The 24203-nt window shown below is 46.9% G+C and carries 20 protein-coding genes; 9 read left to right on the forward strand and 11 right to left on the reverse strand.

All coding sequences use genetic code 11. The features are described 5' to 3' along the window. Positions 1-485 precede the first annotated feature (485 nt). On the forward strand, positions 486-1082 hold the full coding sequence (locus tag P150_RS0106385) for a thiamine phosphate synthase (RefSeq protein WP_028896956.1): 597 nt from the start codon (positions 486-488) through the stop codon (positions 1080-1082). Here the strand turns inward: P150_RS0106385 and P150_RS0106390 are convergent. Further along, the gene (locus P150_RS0106390) at positions 1076-1582 is read right to left on the reverse strand and encodes a very short patch repair endonuclease (protein WP_028896957.1); all 507 of its coding nucleotides are present in this window, start codon (positions 1580-1582) and stop codon (positions 1076-1078) included. The two genes, P150_RS0106385 and P150_RS0106390, sit on opposite strands and share 7 nt — an antisense overlap. A 452-nt stretch (positions 1583-2034) precedes the next feature. On the opposite strand from P150_RS0106390, the gene P150_RS0106400 reads away from it, so the two are divergent. Beyond that, positions 2035-3126 carry an acyltransferase family protein gene (locus P150_RS0106400; protein ID WP_081819291.1) on the forward strand — a complete coding sequence of 364 codons (1092 nt, stop codon included), beginning with the start codon at positions 2035-2037 and terminating at the stop codon, positions 3124-3126. Between the two features lie 65 nt (positions 3127-3191). Here P150_RS0106400 and P150_RS0106405 read toward each other — a convergent pair whose 3' ends face one another. Together P150_RS0106405 and P150_RS16125 are read right to left on the reverse strand one after the other, a co-directional pair. Continuing rightward, a complete protein-coding gene (locus P150_RS0106405) occupies positions 3192-4673 on the reverse strand; it encodes a RagB/SusD family nutrient uptake outer membrane protein (RefSeq protein ID WP_028896960.1) in 1482 nt (493 codons plus the stop codon). A gap of 33 nt (positions 4674-4706) precedes the next feature. After that, positions 4707-7790 (reverse strand): TonB-dependent receptor, encoded by a 3084-nt coding sequence (locus P150_RS16125; RefSeq protein WP_051617579.1) that lies wholly within the window; start codon positions 7788-7790, stop codon positions 4707-4709. 766 nt (positions 7791-8556) lie between these two features. Between P150_RS16125 and P150_RS0106420 the strand changes: the two genes are divergently transcribed. Beyond that, positions 8557-9996 (forward strand): C69 family dipeptidase, encoded by a 1440-nt coding sequence (locus P150_RS0106420; protein WP_028896961.1) that lies wholly within the window; start codon positions 8557-8559, stop codon positions 9994-9996. Positions 9997-10257: 261 nt separating this feature from the next. Here the strand turns inward: P150_RS0106420 and P150_RS0106425 are convergent, their stop codons facing one another. Continuing rightward, positions 10258-11214: an NAD-dependent epimerase/dehydratase family protein gene (locus P150_RS0106425; RefSeq protein ID WP_028896962.1), complete on the reverse strand. Its 957-nt coding sequence runs from the start codon at positions 11212-11214 to the stop codon at positions 10258-10260. Positions 11215-11394: 180 nt separating this feature from the next. On the opposite strand from P150_RS0106425, the gene kbl reads away from it, so the two are divergent. Next, complete coding sequence (gene kbl / locus P150_RS0106430; protein ID WP_028896963.1) at positions 11395-12582, forward strand: glycine C-acetyltransferase; 1188 nt, start codon at positions 11395-11397, stop codon at positions 12580-12582. Between the two features lie 311 nt (positions 12583-12893). Here kbl and P150_RS0106440 read toward each other — a convergent pair whose 3' ends face one another. The 7 genes from P150_RS0106440 to rpmH form a co-directional block, all read right to left on the reverse strand. After that, positions 12894-13919, reverse strand: a complete 1026-nt coding sequence (locus P150_RS0106440) for a low specificity L-threonine aldolase (RefSeq protein ID WP_028896964.1) — start codon at positions 13917-13919, stop codon at positions 12894-12896. Positions 13920-14061: 142 nt separating this feature from the next. Then, on the reverse strand, positions 14062-14715 hold the full coding sequence (locus P150_RS0106445; protein ID WP_028896965.1) for a NigD-like C-terminal domain-containing protein: 654 nt from the start codon (positions 14713-14715) through the stop codon (positions 14062-14064). Next, positions 14708-15859, reverse strand: a complete 1152-nt coding sequence (locus P150_RS0106450; RefSeq protein WP_028896966.1) for a 1-acyl-sn-glycerol-3-phosphate acyltransferase — start codon at positions 15857-15859, stop codon at positions 14708-14710. The genes P150_RS0106445 and P150_RS0106450 overlap by 8 nt, the downstream gene beginning before the upstream one ends. Positions 15860-16019: 160 nt before the next feature. Beyond that, positions 16020-17015, reverse strand: a complete 996-nt coding sequence (locus P150_RS0106455) for a D-alanine--D-alanine ligase (RefSeq protein ID WP_028896967.1) — start codon at positions 17013-17015, stop codon at positions 16020-16022. 42 nt (positions 17016-17057) lie between these two features. Beyond that, positions 17058-18143, reverse strand: coding sequence for an RluA family pseudouridine synthase (locus P150_RS0106460; protein WP_028896968.1), 1086 nt, complete (start codon positions 18141-18143; stop codon positions 17058-17060). A gap of 2 nt (positions 18144-18145) precedes the next feature. Then, on the reverse strand, positions 18146-18925 hold the full coding sequence (locus tag P150_RS0106465; protein WP_028896969.1) for a PASTA domain-containing protein: 780 nt from the start codon (positions 18923-18925) through the stop codon (positions 18146-18148). Between the two features lie 118 nt (positions 18926-19043). Beyond that, positions 19044-19199: a 50S ribosomal protein L34 gene (rpmH, locus tag P150_RS0106470; RefSeq protein ID WP_004354441.1), complete on the reverse strand. Its 156-nt coding sequence runs from the start codon at positions 19197-19199 to the stop codon at positions 19044-19046. A gap of 218 nt (positions 19200-19417) precedes the next feature. Here rpmH and efp point away from each other — a divergent pair, with 218 nt between their 5' ends. The 5 genes from efp to P150_RS0106500 all read left to right on the forward strand — a co-directional run bounded on the left by efp (position 19418) and on the right by P150_RS0106500 (position 23891). Further along, positions 19418-19984, forward strand: coding sequence for an elongation factor P (gene efp / locus P150_RS0106475; RefSeq protein ID WP_028896970.1), 567 nt, complete (start codon positions 19418-19420; stop codon positions 19982-19984). 270 nt (positions 19985-20254) lie between these two features. After that, entirely contained in the window at positions 20255-21271 is a 1017-nt protein-coding gene (locus tag P150_RS0106480) for a glycosyltransferase family 2 protein (protein ID WP_028896971.1), read from the forward strand. A gap of 313 nt (positions 21272-21584) precedes the next feature. Then, complete coding sequence (gene radC, locus P150_RS0106485) at positions 21585-22268, forward strand: DNA repair protein RadC (protein ID WP_028896972.1); 684 nt, start codon at positions 21585-21587, stop codon at positions 22266-22268. Positions 22269-22723: 455 nt separating this feature from the next. Then, positions 22724-23044 (forward strand): metal-sulfur cluster assembly factor, encoded by a 321-nt coding sequence (locus P150_RS0106495; protein ID WP_028896973.1) that lies wholly within the window; start codon positions 22724-22726, stop codon positions 23042-23044. A gap of 82 nt (positions 23045-23126) precedes the next feature. Beyond that, positions 23127-23891 (forward strand): UDP-2,3-diacylglucosamine diphosphatase, encoded by a 765-nt coding sequence (locus P150_RS0106500; protein ID WP_028896974.1) that lies wholly within the window; start codon positions 23127-23129, stop codon positions 23889-23891. Positions 23892-24203 lie beyond the last annotated feature (312 nt).

Genomic DNA, 24203 nt, shown 5'->3' on the forward strand with positions numbered 1-24203 from the left:
AGGTGTCTCGCGCGCGTAAGATAATGTGTATTGGGGAAGAGGGTACGCCGGTGGCGCGACTATATGAGAGAGAGAGAGAGAGAGAGAGAGAGAGAGAGTAACAAATTATTTGAAACTGCCAAATAATCCGTCATCTTTTTAGCGGCATTTTTCATACAAGAATCCACAGAAAAACCGTCGTTTTCCTGTGCCGTGCATATACCTTTATTATATAAGGAAAAATGCTGATGATAGCCGTTATGCTCTAATTCGTTCACTTAGTGATAGTTAATAATCGGGTGCAAAAATATACATTATTTTCGATATGGGCAAGGATTTCGCAGAATATCTATCGTAAGGGCGGAGAAATCAGCATCAGCATCAAAAGAAACAAAGACAAAACAAGAAAATCGGGCGTTCAAAATGAAACGCGTGTTTTCATTTCTAAGATAATATATGTACTTTTGCATTCAGCATAAAATGGTATTAAAATTAAAAACTGGAAAATGCGCTTCATAGTTATTACCGAACCACAATTTACCGATAACGAGGCTGCCATCATTGCGCGTCTCTTGCATTGGGGTGCAGACCTCGTGCATATCCGGAAGCCCGAAGCGGCTGCCAAAGATGTTGAGAGCCTCATCAAAGCCATTCCGACGGAACTGCACAATCGGCTTGTGCTGCACGACAACTTCGGACTTTCGGCACACTTTACCTTGCACGGCTTGCACCTGAATCGCCGAAGCAACGTGCTGCCCGATGGTTTCCAAGGCTGCGTTTCACGCTCTTGCCACACGCTTGAAGAGATGGAACGCTATAAGCCGACGTGCGATTATGTCTTTCTCAGTCCTATTTTCAACAGTATTTCCAAGCAAGGATATGCCTCAACATTCGCCCCACAAACGCTCCTTGAGGCGAAGGAACAGGGCATTATCGACGAAAAAGTGTTTGCTTTAGGGGGCATAACTGCCGACAAAATCGAAGCAACAAAACGCTACGGCTTTGGCGGAGCAGCCCTCTTGGGCGACGTTTGGAACAGAACGGGCGATGAAAACTTCGAGGTCTATATTAAGGATATAGTCCGGCTCTGCCATTATCAATAATCCGGCTTGCGAATGTCTTCGGCAGCCATCACAGAATCTTCTTCAAAAGCCTCGTATCGCTTTATGCTATTGTCTTGCAGAAAAATTCTGTTGAGCGTAAATGCCAGCGACTCAAGGGTGCTTTCCCTGCACGACGGCTTCAGTTCGCATTCCCAAATCGTGATTGAGTGCCAACCCATCGAGGCGAGGTTTTGACACACTTCACGGTCGCGCTCCTTGTTTCGCTTTATCTTGTTGGTCCAGAAACTTACGTTTGTCTTCGGAATCCTGTAATAGCTGCAACCCTCGTGTCCGTGCCAGAAACATCCGTTCACGAAGATGCAGGTTCTGTATTTCCTCATCACAATGTCGGGCTTGCCCGGCAATCGGGGATGATTCAGCCGATAACGGTAGCCACGACTCCACAACCATTTGCGCACCACCATTTCGGGCTTCGTGTCCTTACTGTGGATGGCAGCCATATTTGCGTGGCGTTGCTGTGGCGTATGCGTGTCGGTCATATATTCTCCCTTTATTCTTCTATTAAATAATTGGTAGACGATGTGTGCAAAGGTAAGCATTATCCGCCAAAGAATCCCTTAACAGGCTGATAAATGTATTGGATTTCAGGATAAATTGACGGGAGACAAGCCAATAAACAATTTCGTTTTTCCTTTCATCAGATTGCGATTCGGAAAGACGCAATGAGGAAAGTGTATCTTATCCTGTAAGTTATTGAAAATCAACAGATAAATTTTTAATTTCCATTCTTGCGAAGAATGCGACGCAATCTTCGTAAGAATGCAATGCAGATGACCGAAGATTGCACGGCATTCTTCGGTCATTTGCAAAACGTGTATTCGCCAGTCTCGAAATGACAGCATTAATAGGGGTTTCCATTTTATTTGATTACCTTTGCAGCCGAACATAAAACAAAGAACGGAGACGCCGCCGTCTTCAAAACATTCGCTATATGCAAAGGGACAGAACATTGGATATTGTGAAGGCAATCGGAATATTCCTCGTGGTCTTAGGCCACGCTGCTTGCCCCAGTACATACGTAAATCATTTTATATATTCGTGCCACATGCCACTGTTCTTTATGGCAAGCGGCTATTTTTTCAACCCCAAATATATCCACAGCAAGCGGGAGTTTACCATTAAGAAAGTGAAAGACATCTATGTTCCATTTCTGAAATGGAGTCTGCTTTTTCTGCTCCTTCACAATCTTTTTCTGCATCTCGGCGTGTTGAGCACGCAGTTCGGCAATTCCGGTGGTGGCGTTTCCAAGTATTATTCTTGGCACACTATGTACGTTTACGCCAAGAATATTCTGCTGAAGATGTCCGGCTACGAGCCTTTTCTGCTCGGCGGCTACTGGTTTATGCGTGCGCTGTTCGTCAGTTCCATCGTGTTCTGTCTCGGAACGTGGCTGATGAATCTGATAACGAGGGATTCAAAACGAGCAATCGTCGCCGTTACGCTTCTTGCCTTTGCGGGAGGATACGCAGTTATGCAGCATAAGATTCCGGGATTTCCGCAAGGAGGCTACCGGGACGTAATGGCAATAATGTTTATCGGACTGGGCTATCAGCTGCGAAACAATCTGAACACTCTGTTGAAGAAGAACCTTTTCCTTTACATCAGTCTGCTGATTCTCATTCCCGTCTGCATCTGGGGCACGAGTATGGCGATAAATCCGAAGCTGAGAGACTGGCTGATGATTCCTTTCTCGGGTATCGCCGGGTTTATTCTGATATACAGGCTGAGCGCATTCATCAACAAACACGACAACCGTTTCACGGAGTTTCTGTCCTTCACGGGGCAAAACACGCTCTATGTGCTTACCTTCCACTTCCTGATGTTCAAACCGGCATCACTCTTGAAAACCTATATCTATGACCTTCCCCTTGGAATGGTGGGATGCCACGGCGTTATCTGGATGCAGAACGATTATTTCTGGATCGTCTACACCGTTTCGTCGCTGCTGCTCTCGCTCGCAATGGCAAGGATTTGCCGCATAAAGCTCGTGCCGATTATCAGGAAGTACTGGCCTCAACACTAAACATAGGGATTAGGATAAACGCAAAGCGTGCGCACTTCGAAGGAAGCACGCACGCATATCAAGCATTAAGGATTCTGTTTCAAGTTAGGATTCGCATTGATTTCCTTAATAGGAAGTCTGTGAATGAACTTGTCGTTGTCGGTTGCGATAGTGAACACGGCTGACGGATCGTGGTTCGTGTCAGGAACGTTACGGTTGATATCCAGCTTCCAACGCTTCATATCAAACCAGTTTGTGCCTTCAGCCCAGAGTTCTATTCTGCGCTGGAAACGAACTTCCTCCCTCAAAGCATCCTGTGTGTCAGGAGCAACGAAAGCCGGATTGCGTTTCTTTGCAAACTCTGTCAGCTTCGTCTGCGCCTCACCCAACTTGTTCTGCTCAATCAAAGCCTCGATTTCCAACAGAATTGGGTCCTGAACACGGATGAAACAATAGTCCTGTTCCATTCCGGCATCGCCTGCAACGAACTTGAGCTGGTCGTAGTTCTCCATATCCTCAAGCGTCATTTCCGGATTATGAGAGACTGCAAGCATCTGCTTTGCCACATCAGGATAGTCCGTCAGATTGACCCACAGCTTCCGGCGTGAGTCTGTTGCAGGGATTTTGTTGTAGAGCGCATTGTGAATAAGTTTCTTTGCACCTCCGGGCGCATAGCCACGAGCAAGGAACTGATCCATGTGGCTCCAGTAAGAAGCCCACAAAGTGGAGTTCTGAGCATTGATATCGTAAGCCCAAAGCATATCGCCCTGTCCCATATCCCAACTGCGGCCGGGTTCGGAAACCACATCAACACCACCTTCCTGAGCTATCTTTGCATACTTCTCCACGTTCGCCCAGTCTTCCATGTGCGCATAAGCCTTTGCCAGATAAGCAGCAGCCACGCTGCGGTCCACATCGGTATGAGTGCCCGTAACCGAACAATGCTCAGCAGCGAATGCAAGGTCCTGAACTATCTGTGCGTAAACATCCTTCACAGCAGCACGAGGAAGGTTGGCATCGGTAGATTTCAGTGCCAATGGAACGCCGAGCGCATCCTCGTGTCCCTTGTATGTGTGCTGATAGAAGTTTACCAAGTGGAAGTAGGCAATGCCTCGAAGGGCGAGTGCCTCTCCCTTTGACGCCAACACTTCAGGGTCGTTGGACTCCTTGGCAAAGTATGTTTCCAAGTGCAGATTCACCTTTGCGATGATGTCATAGAACTGTCCCCAAGTAGACCTCGTGCGTCTGTAATTCTCCATTCTGTTATCCAAGAGATAATCGAACTGGAACCAGTTGAACTGATGGTAGGCAATGTCCTCACACATCATATCCGTTGCGATTTGGAAAGCCTTCAGTCCGAAGTCGTCGTGGCTTGAATAATACTCCTGATACACGGCATATATCTTTGCGATGGCAGCTTTTGCCACTTTCGGCTGCGTTGCCGGATCGCCAATCAGTTCGTCGTGTCTTTCCTGAGTGGTGTACTCTGTTACTTCAGGGTCAAGATTACAGCCTGCAAAACCACAGGTAAGGGCCAACGCAGCTGCAAGTTTTATATATTTCTTCATAACTGTCTGTTTTAAATTGTTCATAAAAACATTCTACAAATTGAGGCTGAGACCAAATGAGAGTGTACGAACGGCACTGTTCACACTTACGTCCTGCGTACCGTTCAGGGACACACGTGGGTCGAGCCCCTTTCTCTTTGTCCACAAGCCAAGGTTGTCGGCTGCGAAGTAAACGCGGAGATTCTGAATGCCTATCTTGCTCAAGAGCGTTCTTGGCAATGTATAGCCGAGCGTCAAGTTGTTCAATGAGAGGTAAGAACCGTCGATAAGGAAACGATCTGAAGCCTGTGTGAGGAACTGAACAGAACTCTGAAGACGAGGAACGTCGGTTACTGTGTTTTCAGGCAACCATCTGTTCAGAATATCCTTGTGCCAGTTTGTACCCGGAGTACCGGAGGACATCAACTCCTGATAGTTCTGGTCGTAAACCTTACCGCCTATTCTGTATGCAAACTGCATAGAGAAGTCGAATCCGTAAGCTGCCGCATTGACATAGAAACCACCGGAAAGTTTCGGCAAAGCAGAACCAACGAACTGTCTGCTCTTTAAGTTTGAATCGTAACCGTCGCCTGCAACCTTCACGAAATCATTCTCCTTTTCGCTCCATACATAGTACATCTGGTCGCCATTCTCAGGATTGACACCTGCTGATTTAACCATATAATAGTCGTAGATACCACCGCCTTCTTTCATAATGCGATAGCCGGAAGCGATGCCGTCTTCCTTGAATTGCTCCGGAAGTTTGGTTATCTTGTTCTTGTAAGTAATACCATTGACACCTACGTTTACGTTGATGTTCTTGTTGTTGTAGACATTGGAAGAGAGATTGAACTCAAAACCGGTGTTCACCATATTACCGAAGTTCACAGGTTCTGTATCGAATCCGGTCGTTGATGAGATAGGCAGGTTGAAAAGCATATCAGACGTGCGGCGGGTGAAGAAGTCGAACTCACCGGCCAATGCGCCTCTCCAAAGTGAAAACTCGAGACCTACGTCGAGGTTGTTGTTCTTTTCCCAAGTAATGTTCTTCGTTCCCTTGTAGGTAGGACCGTAAACGCTTTCCGTACCTGTGGAAGAAATAGAATAAAGGTTCGTGTATGGAGTGTAAGCACGCAGCGTTGTTCCCGGCAAATAGAGGTAATCATTACCCTGCACACCGTAGCTGACACGTAGTTTCAGGTTCTGAATGGCCTGAACGTCCTTCAGGAACGCTTCCTGATTGATACGCCAAGACGCTCCCAGGCTCCAGAATGTACCCCAACGGTGGTCGGGATGGAAGATAGAAGAGCCATCGCGACGCAAAGATGCCGATGCGTAATACTTGTCGAGATAGTCTGCCGTGAGCTGTCCGAAGAAACCTTCCACCTTATATTCTCTGCCGAAAGAGTTCAAACTTGAGATAGTGGCAGCCGAGATAAACTCTGCCAATGTGGGATCGAGCAGCGATTTCTTCTCGCCGGAGAAGAAATTGGTCTTTTCCTGATAGTTTTCGTGTCCGAGCATTGCGTGCAGTGTCCAGTCGTTGAAAGTCTTGTCCCAAGTAAGAATCTGATTCCAGTTCAAAGACCAACTCTGATTGGACTCCTTGAAAAGGATACCACCGTAAGCCTGACCGTCGCCAACGAGCGGATTCTTCATATCCGTGTAACGCCACCAGTTGCCGTTGAATGTAGCCGTTGTGCTGAACTTCAAGTCGAATGGCAGTTTAACGTCGATGCGTGCATTCTGTGTGAGATAGTAGTTCACGTTCTTCTGAACGTTGAGAAGGTTCTGCTTGATGAGGTTCATACCACCGGCATACATACGGCTCTGAGAATCGTCGTACACCATCTCGCCCTTATCGTCGCGAACGATCATTCCATTGTTATCGTGCTTGTAGATAGGATAGATGGGGGCAATCATACGGCTCCACATAAACGTGTTGCTGAAGTTTCTGCCTTCGTCTGATGCGTTGCGCGCATTGGTCTTTGCCAACTGTGAAGAAGCAGAAATGCGCATCCAGTCTGTGATTTCAGAATCATAAGACAAACGGGTGGTGATACGCTCGAAGCCTGTGTTCATATTGAAACCACGGTCGTTGAGATAGCCCAGTGAGAAGTAAACCTTGGACTTGTCTGTTCCCTTGGTAATACTGATATTGTATTCTTCGCGGGTCTTAGGCTCATAGAGCGTTCCCAGCCAGTCGTTGAAGTTGGCTGCATCCTCGTAACGGATGGGGGCATTCGTCAGATTTCCGTTAGGATCCACCACCTGATTGTCAGGAGTATTATAAATATTATATCCCAACTTGCCAATCAGGTTTTCACTTGCCCACTGTCCCGGGTTAGCCGCCGGATTTTCGGAATAGGTAACAGCGTGCTTCAAAGATTCCCAAGTAAGCTTATAGTACAGTCCCGGGTCTGTAATGATGTCGTATTCGGGCACACCGCGCCTGTTTGTACCTATGCGGGCGTCGAAAGCAACCTGTACTCTTCCCTTTTCGCCGCTCTTTGTCGTAATCAATACAACACCGTTGGCACCACGAGCACCATACAGAGCGGCGGAAGCAGCATCCTTGAGCACGTTGATACTCTCAATGTCCTTCGTATTGATGGCATTGATTTCGCCATTATAGGGAGCACCGTCCAGAATGATGAGAGGTGCGCTGGAAGCGTTCAGAGAACCGATACCACGGATACGCAACGTTGTTCCCTGACCTGCACGGCCTGACGGACTCGTTACCGACAAACCTGCCACCATACCCTCCAAAGCCTTTGAGGCATCGGCAGCCTGAACCTTCTCAAGTTTCTTTGAATCAACGTTGGTTGCCGAACCGGTAAACGTGGATTTCTTTGCCGTACCGTAAGCAACGACCATCACTTCGTCCAGAGCACTGTTTTCCGGATCCAGTTTAACCACCATATTCTTGGTAGCTTTCAAGGTTTTTGCAACCATTCCGACGTAGGAAATAGTAATGCGTCCGTCCTTTGGAACACTGATAGAGAACTTTCCATCAATGTCGGTTATTGCACCGTCCGTAGTTCCCACTACGATTACGGATGCTCCAATGATAGGCTGCCCGTCGTCTGATGATACGACAGTACCACTACACTCTGTCTGTGCAAGCGCAACTCCCAAACTTTAGGAAGAAACACGCAAGAAACATTGTTAGTCTTCTTTTCATAAGATTTAGAATTAGTGAATAAATTGAAAGCCTTCTTCAGTCTCCTGACATTTTGTCAGTTTTATCAAGATATTAAAGTCAACTTTGCTGTATACATAGATTAACTAAATGCAAACATAGTTAAATAAATTGCAATTTCAAATAAAACACAGTTAATTTTTTAATTTATTAACAACAATCAAACAAAAAACAGGAAATTACCTTATATTTTGACATAAAAATTACTGCAAAACATAACAATCTGATTTTGCTTTTAACGGAATGACAGGAAGAGAGAAATAAAAATATTCCATTGATTTACTGATTTTATTTATTTTTCTATACATTTTTACATTTCCATACACTTTCCTTTATCTCGTCAGAAATATTCCGCTACCAATCCAGTAAATGATGATCATTTCAGGCGCATAGATATATGATTTCCAAACGTGCGAAGAATGCAGTGCAATCTTCGCACGTTTGCATTCCATTTTTGCGAAGATTGAACTGCATTCTTCGCAAGATTGAAAACGGACAAAATTACCACTGATTATCAAACAGTTACAAACCAACCCCAAGCAGGCATCAATATATCCTGATCAAGCTAATGCCATCAATTGAAATGCGTCGGGCAATCATCAATTATAGGTAATTTTCCAAGTTTAACATTGCTTTAAGAGAGGGTTTCAGATATTTTTCCTACATTTGCCTTTACTAAACAAACATCTAAAATACGGTATTATGAAAGAAACAAAAGAGAAGATGAGCAGTCTGCCATCGGAATGCACTACAATCATTGTGGGAAAAGATATGACCTGCGACGGCTCTATGCTCGTGGCCCGTTCGGAAGACTGGGACGCAATGGAGGCGAAGAACTACGAGATTTACGAAGATACCAAAAACGGCGCACGCGAATATGTGGCCAAGGACAGCCCGTTCCGTTGTGAACTTCCTGCCGAAGCATTGGGTTACAGTGCGCTGGCTCCGTTCAATCTGCCTAATCATTGGGGCAGCGCGGGATTCAATACGGCAGGCGTCGGTATGAGTGCAACGGAGAGTATCTTCAGCAGCGACAAGGTACTGGAGTTTGACCCATTGGTTGAGAACGGTGTTGGCGAGAATGCCGTATTCAATATAGTGCTGCCGTACATCAGGACTGCAAAAGAAGGTGTCGAGAGACTGGGAATGCTCATTGAGAAACACGGCATTGCCGAAGGCTTCGGCATCGGATTTGTAGACAACAAGGAGATTTGGTATCTCGAAACAGCGTGCGGCCATCGTTGGCTGGCTTGCCGTATGCCGAGCGACAAGTATTTCGTAACGGGCAATCAGAGCCGTTTCCGTGAATACAATCCCAACGACAGGGAAAACTTCCTCGCATCTGCCGACTTGCTTGAATTTGCCGAGAAGAACGGTCTGTGGAATCCGAAGGAGGAGGAATTTGATTTCCACAAGGCTTATATCCGCGACATAAAACTGGATACCACCTACAACTATCCTCGCGTATGGGGATTGCAGCAGATGTTCTCTCCAAGCATCGAGAACGACGTTACGAAGAATACTTTCCCAGTATTTGCAAAGGCTGAAAAGCCCATCAGCATCACGGATATGCGCCGTGCATTCCGTTTCCACTACGACAACACAGAGCACGACCCCTATCTCAACAGCAATCCGAAAGAGCCATACCGTCCGGTTTCTATCTTCCGTACAACGCAGACCCACATTCTTCAGGTGCGTCCGGAGCTTCCGCAGGCCATCGGTTGCTGCAACTACGTAGCGATGGGAATGGCTGATCTGGGGCTGTTCCTCCCTCTCTATCAGGGCATCACCTCTTATCCTGAAGCCTACACGAAGGGCAACGACAAGGCGAGCGTGGATTCCGCTTACTGGAAGTTCCGCAAGGTAATGACGTTAGGAATGGTGAACTACAACAAATATGCACCTATTATAAAGGAGGCGTATCTGAAGTTTGAGGCGGAAACCGACCAACGTCAGCGCGAAATGGAGGAGGAATATCTGCGCATCTACAAGACGCAGCCTCTGCGTGCAAAGGATATGCTTCAGGAGTTTTCCGACCGTATTCTCACAAAAGGTATCGAACTTGCAGACCGTTTGCAGGAAGAACTCTTCACGGAACTGACGAAGGACATTCAGGCAGAATACCTATTCCACGGAGCATAAGCGAAGACTGCACACGAAGAGAAACAAAAAAGTCCGGCCAAATCGTTTGGTCGGACTTTTGTTTGTCTATTTCAAGGAGACGAGGAGACAAGAGGATGAGGAGACAAATAAATGAATTGACGAGGGAACAAAAGTACAAATGGACAAGTAGATTCGCTCATTCGGCGGTAATCCACTTGCCAACCTGTCGCCTTGTTTCCTCGTCAATCAGTATCTATGAGTTCGGGAATTTCCCGAACTCAAGTTATTGCATTATCAATCTTATCCCAACAGCTTCTTGCTCAACTTGTCGAGCATATCCACAGTCATTGCGTTGAGGTCGAACTTAGGATTCCAACCCCATTCTGCACGTGCGCAAGAGTCGTCGAGACTGTCTGGCCAGCTGTCTGCAATGCCTTGCTTCAATGGATCCACATCGTATTCCATCTCGAAGTTTGGCTTGTGCTTCTTGATTTCATTGAAAATCTGCTCTGGGTCGAAGCTCATTGCCGTTACGTTGAAACCATTGTGATGAATCAACTTTTCAGGGTCTGCCTCCATCAGGTTGATACAAGCCTGCATAGCATCAGGCATATACATCATATCCATACGGGTGCCCTTTGCAATAGGACAAACGAACTTCTCGCCCTTTACTGCTGAATAGAAAATATCCACAGCATAGTCGGTAGTTCCGCCACCCGGAGGTGTAAGGTAAGAAATAAGACCCGGGAAACGAACGGAGCGTGTGTCCACGCCGTACTTCTTCTGATAGTAGTCGCTCAGAAGCTCTGTCGTAACCTTTGATACGCCATAGATTGTTCCCGGACGCTGAACGGTGTCCTGTGGAGTCATTTCGTGTGGAGTGCTTGTACCGAAAGAGCCGATAGAACTTGGTGTGAACACTGCGCATTTGTTCTCGCGTGCCACTTCAAGAACGTTCCAAAGACCGTCGATACCGATTTTCCAAGCGAGCTTCGGCTTGTTTTCCGCAACAACAGAAAGCAATGCTGCAAGGTTGTAGATAGTATCGATGTTGTGCTTCTTCACAACCTCTGCAATCATTTCAGGATTGGTAACGTCGCATTCCGCCGCCGGACCGCCTTCCTTTAATTCGCCCGTTGGCTCGCAGCCTTTGATATAACCTGCTACTACGTTGTCGCTTCCACAATGTTTTCTCAACTCTCTGGTCAGCTCAGAACCGATTTGTCCAGTAGAGCCAATTACTAATACATTTTTCATATTATTATAGATGATTTGGATTACTCTGGACAAAGTTAAATACTTTTTTGTTTAATTTATAAAATAAAAGTATTAATCTTTATAAAAAAAAATGGTTATGGAAAAAATAATCGCATAAGATGTCCAATTTCTCAAAAAATATGAGTTACTTTGTCAGAGTAAATTTTAAAATCTAGTGTTATGTATGGAAAAATGAAACAACATCTCTGCGACACACTCGCAGAAATCAAGGAAGCCGGTCTCTACAAAGAGGAAAGAATCATCGAAGGACCTCAGCAGGCTGCCATCAATGTGAAGGGCAAGGAAGTGCTTAACTTCTGCGCAAACAACTATCTCGGCCTTTCCAATCATCCTCGCCTCATCGAAGGTGCAAAGAAGATGATGGACACACGTGGCTTCGGTATGTCGTCGGTGCGCTTCATCTGTGGCACACAGGACAGCCACAAGGAACTGGAAGCAGCTATTTCAGACTATTTCAAGACTGAGGACACAATTCTTTATGCGGCTTGCTTCGATGCAAACGGTGGTGTTTTCGAACCTTTATTTACTGATCAGGATGCCATTATCTCTGATGCGCTCAACCACGCTTCAATCATCGACGGTGTACGTCTCTGCAAGGCAAAGCGTTATCGCTATGCAAACGCCGATATGGCCGAATTGGAGAAGTGCCTTCAGGAGGCTCAGGCACAGCGTTTCCGCATCATCGTTACCGATGGCGTGTTCTCTATGGACGGCAACGTGGCTCCTATCGACAAGATTTGCGACCTCGCTGAAAAGTATGACGCACTCGTTATGGTGGACGAATCGCACTCTGCCGGCGTAGTCGGTGCTACCGGACACGGCGTAAGCGAACTCTGCAACACCTACGACCGCGTGGATATCTACACAGGTACGCTCGGAAAGGCGTTCGGCGGTGCTCTCGGAGGATTCACCACGGGTAGAAAGGAAATCATCGACCTGCTTCGTCAGCGCAGCCGCCCTTATCTTTTCTCCAATTCTTTGGCTCCAAGCATTATCGGTGCTACGCTCGAAGTGTTCAAGATGCTGAAGGAAAGCAACGAACTGCACGATAAGCTCGTTGAAAACGTGAACTATTTCCGCGACAAGATGATGGCAGCAGGCTTCGACATCAAGCCTACACAGAGTGCTATCTGCGCCGTTATGCTCTACGATGCAAAGCTTTCTCAGGACTATGCAAAGCGTATGCTCGACGAAGGAATCTACGTTACGGGATTCTACTATCCGGTAGTTCCGAAGGAACAGGCACGTATTCGTGTTCAGCTTTCAGCCGGTCATAACCGCGAACACCTCGACAAGGCTATCGCAGCATTCATCAAGGTGGGCAAGGAACTCGGTGTTTTGAAATAAGCACCACACGATAAGTTTGAACTTATCAGATACACATATAAATAAAGAATGGGAACAGCTTCACGAAAGTTGCTCCCATTCTTTTTTCTGTTCGGTCTGATGCGACCCTTTGTAAACACCTGAAATTCAATGGTTATGCTTTCCGTTTCCATTCTTGCGAAGAATGCGTTCCAATCTTCGCAAGAATGGAAAGCAAATGACCGAAGAATGCAGTGCATTCTTCGGTCATTTGCAAAACGTGTATTCAACCACTTGAAACTATCAGGATTTGGGATAAATCTGAACATAGAAATTTATCTTCCCAACACGGACTACAAGCATTTCTCGAGCGCATCCAAATCCTCTGCACGCGTTGCCCAACTGGTAACGAACCGGCAGACGGTCTCGGTGTCGGAATAAGGTTCCCACCGGGAGAAGAGGACGGTATTGCCGAGACGTTCCATCAATGTGTTGTCGAGAACCACGAACTGCTGATTGGTGGGTGAGTCGAGAACGAAACGATAACCCTTGTTCCTGAAGATTGTCTTCAGCCGATTCGCCATTTCAATGGCGTGGCGGGAGATACGGAAATAGAGATTATCGCTGAACAGAGCATCGAACTGCGCACCTATCAGTCTGCCCTTTGCCATCAGTGCGCCGTGCCGTTTCACGATTGTGAAGAAGTGTTTGGGAGCCTTCCTGTTCGCAAACACTACGGCTTCGCCGCACAATGCCCCGACTTTCGTGCCTCCGATGTAGAACACATCGCAATGGGCTGCCAGCCACTTGAGGTCGAACCCGCATTCCTCCGACATCAGACCGTAGCCCAGACGCGCACCATCGACGAACAAGGGCAGTTCAAATCGCCGGCACACCTTATATATATAGTCCAGTTCGGCGCGCGAATAGAGCGTGCCAAGCTCTGTGGGGAAAGTGATATACACCATTCCCGGCTGCGCGCAATGGTCTTTGTTCTCGTCTGCCGTGAAGTTCTCCATAAACTTTTCCAGTTCTTCGGGCGCAATCTTGCCATCGTGCGACGGCAACGCTATCACTTTGTGGCCCGAAGCCTCGACGGCCGTGGCCTCGTGAACATTGATATGGCCTGTTTCGGCACTTATCACAGCCTCGTAAGACTGCAATACGCCGTCTATGACAGTGGCATTTGTCTGCGTTCCGCCCGACAGAAAGAAGATGTCGGCATCGGGAAAACCACACGCTTCACGAATCTTTTGGCGTGCGCACTCGCTGAAACGGTCGAATCCGTAGCCGGGTGTTTGCTCGTCGTTCGTTTCCAAGAGGTATCGGAGCACGTCAGGATGGGCACCATTATTATAATCGCTTTCAAATGATAACATATATTGAGGAATTTATAAGGGATAAGGTTACGGGAGAACAAGGAAGGGGAGTTTGCAGGGGATAAGGTTACAAGGGGACGAGTAAACAAGTTTACAAGGATGAATGAGGAAACAAGAGGGCAAGAGGGATTGAATCACAGCGTTAAGGCACAGCGAATGACTTTATCACTTCGCCCTCATAGGTGTTCATTCGCAGTTGGAGAATGTCGCCTTGTCGGAATCCGGCAATGGGAATACTCACATAAAGTTTTGTCGTATAGTATTCGGGAACGCCATTCTGCCGATGGTGCAGACGGAGATAATGGGTTTGCACGCCATTTTCTGTCTTCACGGAATCGCATACCACACCCAATGACTGCAATTTCGTGTCGCCCTCCACCTTACCGGTCTTCAATCCCAAGCCCAGATTCAGGTATTTCCTGTTCTTGCTCAGCCAAGCTGCATTGAATTTCACAGGGTCTTCCACCACTTCCACGGCATCGGCAGACTTGATATCCATTACTAAAACCTTGGAAATAGCTATGGGCGACACCGTTTCTCCTTTCTTGTTATAATAAAGCAGTGCACGGTACGTGGAATCGGGCGTAGTTGCCCAGTCAGCCGACAATGGAGAAGCGAGCTGCAAGGCTTCTCCGTCGTCGGTCAGAGCCGAAACAAACCGTGAATCGGCATTCGTATTCGCCTCAACAAAATCCGTTCGGAGATAGGATAAGCCGGAATCGCCCGATTCGTAAGGATTGTTCTCACAGGCTGCAAGTGCTGCAAGAACGAGATAGAACAACAGTCGTTTAAGCATTCGCCTTGATATAGTTTATTGCAGGGTTGGCATACATCGTCAGCATACGCTCACGCAGGAATGCCTCGTCCTTGTTTTCCAAATCAATCTTCGCCATCTGCCCGTCGAGATACTGCTCAAATCTTGCCTTTTCTTCTGCCGTATATTTATCAGCAAAGTCGGAAGTTCCTTTCAAGAAATCGAGCGCAACGTAGTTGTTGGCATAGAGATGATAATTCTTATGAATCTCTTTGTCGATGTGTTCTGCGATAATCCTGTATATTTCCGTCTTCGGAGTTTCAGAATCGATGCCCGAAAGGAAGTCGTCGATGCAGGGGGCAGCGCAGTAATGCACGTGTCCCTTGTAGCCCATAATGCCGGTTTGCATACTGATGATGTCGTCCTGTGGACCTTTCCGGAACACTTCCATATCACGACGCTGCTGATATTCCTTTGCCTTGAGGAAATCGCAGGGGTCGTATTCGTAGGAAATAGCCGTAGGAACGATGTGGAGTTTCTGAAGTTTTTCGATAAGTGAGCCTTCGCCGCCCATTGTCATCATCTTCAGAATAGCCTCGGCAGTACGGTCATTGGAGTCTTTCGCACGTCCTTCGCGCTGCGCTATCCAGATGTTTTCCTTCTTTTCGCTGATGGCAAAGTGCATATATTCGGACAATGTTTTGCTGGCTTGCAGCATCTGTCGCATCGGCAGGCCGCGAAGCACGATGAAACTCTTGTTCAGACGGACAATATCCTTTACCCACGGCAGCTTCAGGAGATTGTCGCCAATGGCTATTTCGCAGGTAGTATTGAATTTGTTGTCTATCAGCAGCACGTCGAGCATAGCCGAATCGAGCACAATGTCGCGGTGATTGCTCACAAAGGTGTAATTGGAATTTCTGTCCAATGAGGGCGCATCCAACTCGAAACCATTGCCGGATTTCTTCATAATGTTATGAACAATGCCATAGAAGAATGTCTTTTGGAAGTCGAGCAGCGTCTTGCAGGAGTACATTTGCTGCTTGAGAGCCTCGAGAGGAGCATCCGGAAAGACGGCTTTCACCACTTGAAGAAACTGTTGGTCGGCAAGCAGACGCTCATAAACCAAAGGCAATTCCTCTGGAACAAAAGGACGGATTTCGTCGAATTTTCCTGGTATAATCATATCAGTATGTTTTAAAAATCAACTCAGTATGTTTTAAAAGCCAACAAGGGAACAGGCTAACGAGCTGACAAGGAATCATTTCCTCGTTCACTTGTCATCTTGTTCCCTTGTCAAACAAATCTATTTCTTAGAACCCGTTCACAACGATTTCTGCCATTCTTTAGAACTGATTCTCTACGATTTCGCTCAAAACCTCCTTGATGTCAAGGCCTGCTGCGCGAACCTGCTGAGGAATGAAGCTCGTTACGGTCATACCCGGCGTGGTATTCACTTCCAGCATATTGATAACATCGTTGCCATCCTTATCCTTCGTGATGATATAATCAATTCGGATAATGCCGTTGGCGTGGAGAATATCGTAGATACGACTGGTTTCGGCTGCCACTTTCTTGGCTGTTTCAGGGTCGATGCGCGCCGGAGTGATTTCCTCAACCTGTCCATTGTACTTCGCATTATAGTCGAAGAACTCGTTGCTCGTTACAACTTCCGTTGCAGGGAACACCACAGCCTTTTCCTTTGTCTTGTAAACACCCTGTGAAATTTCCACACCGTCGAGATAACCTTCAATCATCACTTCGTCGCTCTCCATAAAGGCAACACGCAAAGCCGGTGCTATCTGGTCGGCATTCTTCACTTTTGACACGCCGAAACTACTGCCGTCGGCAGCAGGTTTCACGAAACAAGGCATTCCCAATCGTGCCTCGATTTCCTTTTCATCGTACGCATCGCCGCGACGGAGCAGTATGCTGTCGGGAACATTCACATTGAAGCTGCGCAGATAACGGTTCAGCACGTACTTGTCGAAGGTCAGTGCCTCAACCAATACGCCGCTTGTGGAATACGGAAGATGGATGAGTTCAAAATATCCCTGCATCACGCCGTTCTCTCCGGGCTGTCCGTGGATAGTGATGTAAGCGTAATCGAACAACACCAACTTGCCATCCTTGCGGAATGAGAAGTCGTTTTTGTCGATAGGCACGGTGGTTCCGTCTTCAAGATTGACGTTCCAGTCGGTTCCTTTCACATCAACCACATATATATTGTAACGCTCTTTGTCAAAGAAAGACACGAGTCCTTGAGCCGAACGCAGCGAAACGCCGTGTTCAGAAGAGTCGCCACCACAAACAATGGCGATAGTTCGCTTGTTATTTTCCATCTCTTTATTTTATAACTTTATCTGTTCTGCGCCCAAGGCTCATTACAGCATATCTTGTTTACCGTTGATATAGTTTCTCCATTTCTCGATTACCGAACCCAAATCTTCGGGCAGTTCGCTCGTGAAGTCCATCTGCTCCTTCGTAGTGGGATGAACAAAGCCGAGCGTTTTGGCGTGGAGTGCCTGACGATTGCATATCTTCAGACAGTTCTGAATGTATGCCTTGTAGGTGCTTGAGCGTTGTCCGCGCAGGATTTCCGTTCCACCGTATCGCTCATCGCCGAACAGAGGATGGCCGATGTGCTTCAAATGCGCACGAATCTGATGTGTACGGCCAGTCTCGAGAATACATTCTATCAAGGTGGTATAGCCGAACCGCTCCAAAACCTTGTAGTGCGTTACGGCACTCTTGCCGATTCCAGATTCCGGAGGAAAGACTGCCATACGCAGACGGTCCTTCGGATCGCGCCCGATATTGCCTTCAATCCGTCCTTCATCTTCATTGAAGTTGCCCCATACAAGGGCATTGTAGCTGCGATGCGTGGTTTTGTTGAAGAATTGCTTTCCGAGAATGCTCTTTGCTTCGGGCGTTTTTGCAATGAGCAGCAAGCCACTCGTATCTTTGTCAATGCGATGAACAAGCCCCACTTCTGGGTCGTTTGCATCGAAAGATTCCAAATCTTTCAGGTGCCAAGCAACAGCATTGATGAGCGTACCGTGGAAATTGCCTGCCCCGGGATGCACAACGAGACCTGCCGGCTTGTTGATAACCATCAGAGCATCGTCTTCATAGACCACGTCCAAGGGAATATCCTCTGCTTCTATCGTATTGTCGTGCTTCGGACGGTCGAGCATCAGCGTGATGATATCCTCCGGACGCACCTTGTAATTGCTCTTTACGGGCGTGCCGTTCACGTGGATGAATCCGGCGTCAGCAGCTTTCTGAATGCGGTTGCGACTGGAGTGCTGCATACGCTCGAACAAGAATTTGTCGATACGCACGGAATCCTGTCCTTTATCCACCTCTACACGAAAATGCTCGTACAGCCCACCTCCATCGGCTGCCTCTTCGGCCAATGGACCATCATCCAATATATCGTCTTCAAAGAGTTCTTCCTCGTCAATCATATTTATTCTGTGGGTTTAGGTACTGCCGGTGCCGACGGAACCGGTGCTTTAGGCGAAGGAGATGAAGGCGCAGGCTGAGGTTCACGGCCGCTTCCTTGTGGAATTTCATTGCCAAACTCATCCACCGGAACTTCCACCATTTCGTACTCATATTCGTCTTCCGGCTCTTCCACCTCAATCTCTTCGTATTCAAATTCAGGATACAACGATGTGGTACCGCTGACATCGCGCGTACCGTCGCCAACCTGCAATACGACGAACGCATCCAACGGAACACGGTCTCCGGCCTGTACGTGGCGGCCATTCACAAGAAGACCGTAAATCCAGTCTTTCTCTCCCGGAATGTATTCAGCCTCTCCAACCTTGAAACCCATCGAAAGCAACTGCGCCCGGGCTTCACGGAGCGAACTGTTATCTATCAAGTCCGGCAATGGCAGCGTAGGAGCACTGGCAGCATTGATGGTTACGTAGATAACACGAGTGGACTTCACACGCTTACCTCCGACGGGAGTCTGTTCAAGAATACAGTCAGGAGGAAGTTCCTTTACATAGCCGGTATCGGCAACTTCGATGGTAAGCCCCACCTTTTCCATAATATCCAGCGCATCATCATACTGTTTGTGTATGACGTTCGGCACCACAATCGACTCGCCATTGTGCGTGTAATAATCGATTCCGTGCCTTACGCCCAACGACAACAATACCACAAGGATAATCATTGCAAGGACATTGCCCCAGAGATAGGTGCTGAAGAAATTATGGAAGAAACTTTTCGACGTCATCTAACCTTAATAAATGTAACTTTCATTATTTGGGCAAAGGTAAAGAAAAAAACGGAAAGAAGCAAAGATTATTCTCTACTTCTTTCCGTTTTCAGTTCAATTCTCTGCAAGCGGCGGATTACTTACCGTGGTGCTCGTCAGATACTGTTAATTTCTTACGACCTTTAGCGCGACGGGCTGCCAATACGCGACGGCCGTCCTTTGTTGCCATTCTTTCGCGGAAACCGTGCTTGTTCACGCGACGACGGTTGTGAGGCTGAAATGTTCTTTTCATTGTTCTATGCTTATTTTATTGTTATTATGCAATTTAAGAAGCAACGGAATTTAATTAGCCGTTACGGGCTGCAAAATTACTTAATCTTTTTGAAATAACCAAGAAAACATTGATTTTTAGGTAAATAATTTATGTTTTTACTATATTTTGCTTAACTTTGCAGCGCAAAAACAATGCGTTTAGCAATAAATAAATAACAAATTATATATAAGCAAATTATGATTAATTCACAGGAAATCAAAATCGGAACTTGTATCCGTCTTGATGGAAAGATTTGGACTTGCATCGACTTCCAGCACAGAAAGCCGGGCAAGGGTAATACTGTAATGATTACCAAGTTGAAGAATGTATCCGACGGCCGTGTATTGGAGCGTACATTCCAAGTTGGCTTCAAGTTGGAGGATGTCCGCGTTGAGCGTCGCCCATACCAGTACCTCTATCAGGATGCAACTGGATATATCTTTATGAATCAGGAGACTTTCGAGCAAATTCCTATCCCTGTTCATCAGATTACAGGTGCTGAATATATGAAGGAAAGCGACATCGTGGAAGTTGTTACAGACACATCAGACGGCACTATCCTTTCTGCTGAAATGCCTGTAAAGACCACGCTGACCATCACTCACAGCGAGCCGGGTGTGAAGGGCAACACCGCAACCAACGCCACAAAGCCTGCTACACTCGAGACCGGTGCCGTGGTGCGCGTTCCATTGTTCATCAATGAAGGCGAAACAATTCAGATCGACACACGCGACGGTAGCTACCTCGGGCGTGTGAACGGATAATAGAAACGAAAAGGTGAAAAGAGCTATGTGAAATGTTTTGGAGCTGCCAAAGCAACACATTCTCTCTTCACCTTTTTGCTATTTACAAGCCTTACCACAAATAGTGGACAAGGAAACAAGAAGACGAGGAGACAAGGAAACAAGGAAACCATTTCTCCCCACCCTCCGTTTTCACGTTTCACATCTTCCATTTCACATCTCACGTTTCCCATTTCACATCCCCCATCCCACGTTTCACATCTCCTATCTCCCATCTCCCATTATTAAAATATGAAGTACAGCATCATCGTACCGGTTTACAATCGTCCAGACGAAGTGGACGAACTACTGGAAAGCCTTCTGACACAAGAAGAGAAGGATTTCGAGGTTATCATTGTAGAAGATGGTTCACAGAAGCCCTGCAAGGAAGTCTGCGACAAATATACGGGACGCCTCGACCTTCATTATTTTATGAAGCCCAATTCGGGTCCGGGACAGAGCCGAAACTATGGTGCTGAACGTGCAAGGGGAGAATACCTGCTCATACTCGACTCGGACGTAGTGCTGCCAAACGACTATCTGAAGGCTATTTCCGACGAATTGGAAAGAGAACCCGCCGATGCTTTCGGCGGTCCCGACAGTGCCCACGACTCGTTTACCGACACACAGAAAGCCATTTCCTACTCTATGACCTCCTTCTTTACCACGGGAGGTATTCGCGGAGGCAAGAAGAAGCTCGACAAGTTCTATCCCCGTTCCTTCAATATGGGCATCCGCCGCGATGTATATGCAGAGCTGGGAGGATTCTCCAAGATGCGCTTCGGCGAAGACATAGATTTCTCCATCCGTATCTTCAAGGCCGGAAAACGCTGCCGCCTGTTTCCCGAAGCGTGGGTATGGCACAAACGGCGCACCGACTTCAGAAAATTCTGGCGACAGGTATATAACAGCGGCATCGCGCGCGTGAACCTATATAAGAAATATCCCGAATCGCTGAAGCTCGTCCATCTGCTCCCTACGGTCTTCACGCTCGGCGTGGCATTCCTCTTGCTCGTCTCGCTCGTCGGCATCATCATTGGAAACTGCTGGATTATCTTCACGCCGCTCCTATTGCTCTTCGCCTACTACTACCTCAACGTATGTTACAGTTGGTACTATTTCCACAATTTCAAGGCCAATCTGCTCTCCGGCATCGCCGCCTATGTGCAGCTCACGGGCTATGGCTGCGGATTCATAGAGGCTTGGTGGAAACGCTGCATAAAGGGACAGGACGAGTTTACGGCCTACGAAAAGAATTTCTATAAATAACACCTGTTTTTCAAACGTGCGAAGAATGTATTCCATTCTTCGCACGTTTGCATTGCATTCTTGCGAAGATTGCACTGCATTCTTCGCACGTTTGGAATCCAACCTTTTAACCACTGATTTTCAAATAGTTACAAACCATACTTTTTCCTACTTCTGCAATCAAGACACACAACAAGAAACATTCTCACGCTGACGCTTTATTTCCACGTAATTGCTTGCAGATATCGAAGATTTTTCGGAACTTTGCAGAGAAACGGATGAATACGGAGAAACCGTTCTCTTTCATCCGCCAAGAATTACTGAACCTTAAATTATGGCTTTATCTATTACCGACTGGGCAGAAGAAGACCGGCCACGCGAGAAACTCGTGAGACTCGGGGCTGATGCACTGAGCAACGCAGAACTTTTAGGAATACTTATCGGTTCGGGCTCCACAAAGGAGAGTGCCGTAGACCTGATGAAACGAGTGCTGAACGATTGCGACAACAACCTCAACACGCTCGGCAAACTTACCATCCACGACCTTGAGCAGTACAACGGACTCGGCCCTGCAAAGGCTATCACGATTCTTGCTGCCTGCGAACTGGGCAAACGCCGACAAGCTGCCACTGCGATGGAATGCGAGGATTTGGGTTCTGCTACCTCCATCTACAATTTTATGCACCCGAAGATGCAGGATCTGGACGTGGAAGAAGCGTGGATACTGCTGATGAACCAGAACTACAAGCTCATCGAAGCGAAAAGAATATCGCACGGAGGCATCACGGAAACTGCCGTGGACGTGCGCGTGATTATGAAGGAGGCTTTACTGAAAAACGCCACCGTGCTTGCGCTCTGCCATAATCATCCGAGCAACAACAACCGACCGAGTGGCGATGACGACCGGCTCACGCAACGCATAAAGAACGCCTGCGAATTTATGCGCATCTTCTTTCTCGACCACATCATCATTACCGACGGCGCATACTATTCCTATCGAGAGGAAGGAAAGATATAAAGAACACCTGATGCGTTCGATTCAATCCGAACACATCAGATGTAAGGGAACAGGGTTTCGGACGTAAGTGAACAAGGGGACAAGTGAACGGGTTTACAAGCAGATTACTTAAGTGGATGCAGGGAAACAAACGGAAAGTGAGGCTTGAAATAACTAGATTTTAAATCGATTTGCTAATCTCCTTGCTCTCTTGTCTCCCCTCTCCTTATTCCTCATTCCCCTGCTTCCTTGTCCACTCGTCCACTCGTATCCTTGTTTACTTACAAACCTCAAATCCCAAAAATCATTCATCTTTTTCCATCTTCTTTGCATTGATTTCCAATAATATAAAATATAATCATTATCTTTGCAATAGAGGAAGCCTCTTTTTGCGGCAAGCAAGGCACACTATCGGCTGATAACCAATGAGCGCAACTGACGTAAGGGAGGCATAACAACAAAAAAGAACGATAAAAATGACACAAGAAGAAAAAACAAAGATAGAAGAAAACATCGTAGACGTGCTGAAAACGGTTTACGACCCTGAGATTCCCGTAAACATCTACGACCTCGGTATGATTTATAAAATCGACCTTCAGGACGACGGTATGCTCGAAATGGATATGACCTTCACGTCGCCATCCTGCCCTGCTGCCGATTTCATTTTTGAAGACGTGCGCACCAAGGTTGAAAGCGTTACGGGCGTTACGGGTTCCAACATCAATCTCGTTTTCGAACCGGTTTGGGACCAAAGTATGATGACGGAAGAAGCACGGGTTGAACTCGGATTTGAATAAGGAACGCCCGAGTAAGGCAATCCATTCCATACATACTATGAGCGAGCTGCTCGCTCAACATTCACCCCTCAACATTCAAAATATGAAGAACGTATATTTTCTTTCGGATGCGCACCTCGGCTCTCTCGCCATCAAGCACAGGCGAACACAGGAGCGAAGGCTCGTGAGATTCCTCGACAGCATCAAGCACAAGGCTGCCGCAATCTACCTTCTCGGAGATATGTTCGACTTTTGGAACGAATACCGATACGTAGTTCCAAAGGGATTCACGCGTTTTCTCGGCAAGATTTCCGAACTGACGGATATGGGCGTCGAGGTTCATTACTTCATCGGCAATCACGACATTTGGACTTACGGCTATCTGGAAGAAGAATGCGGGGTGATTCTGCACCGCAAGGACATTACCACCGAGATTTACGACAAGGTGTTCTATCTCGCACACGGCGACGGGCTGGGCGACCCCGACCCTATGTTCCGTATGCTCAGAAAGGTGTTCCACAACCGGGGGTGCCAAAAACTCCTCAACTTTTTCCATCCTTGGTGGGGAATGCAACTGGGCTTGAACTGGGCAAAGAAGAGCCGAATGAAGCGGGAAGACGGAAAAGAGACGCCATTCCTCGGCGAAGACAAGGAATACCTCGTTCTCTACACCAAGGAATATATGAAAACGCATCCTAATGTAGACTACTACATCTACGGACATCGCCATATCGCACTCGACCTTACGCTTTCCCGCAAAGCCCGAATGCTCATTCTGGGCGATTGGATTTGGCAGTTTACCTACGTCGTATTCGACGGAGAGCATCTGTTTATGGAACAATACGTGGAAGGCGAAAGTAAACCATAATTGTTAAATAACTATCAAAACGACACGATTTTTACAAAATTAATTGAAGAAAATCATTTAATTGCAGAAATAATTTGGCAGAAATAATTATAAATTGTATTTTTGTATTGTAATTAGTATAGTTTAAAGTATTCACGTTTAAATAACGAATATTGCGGTATTCAATCTCAATAGAATAGGAAATTAGGACTAAACAGTCAAATTCATCATTTAGAATAAAACTCAGGTTTGTAGATTAAGTTTAATGAAAAAGGCGATTGTCGAGACGACAATCGCCTTTTGATTTTGCAAGTACTGCGCTTTCACTCCTGT

It is taken from the genome of Prevotella sp. HUN102, assembly GCF_000688375.1.
GTDB lineage: Bacteria > Bacteroidota > Bacteroidia > Bacteroidales > Bacteroidaceae > Prevotella.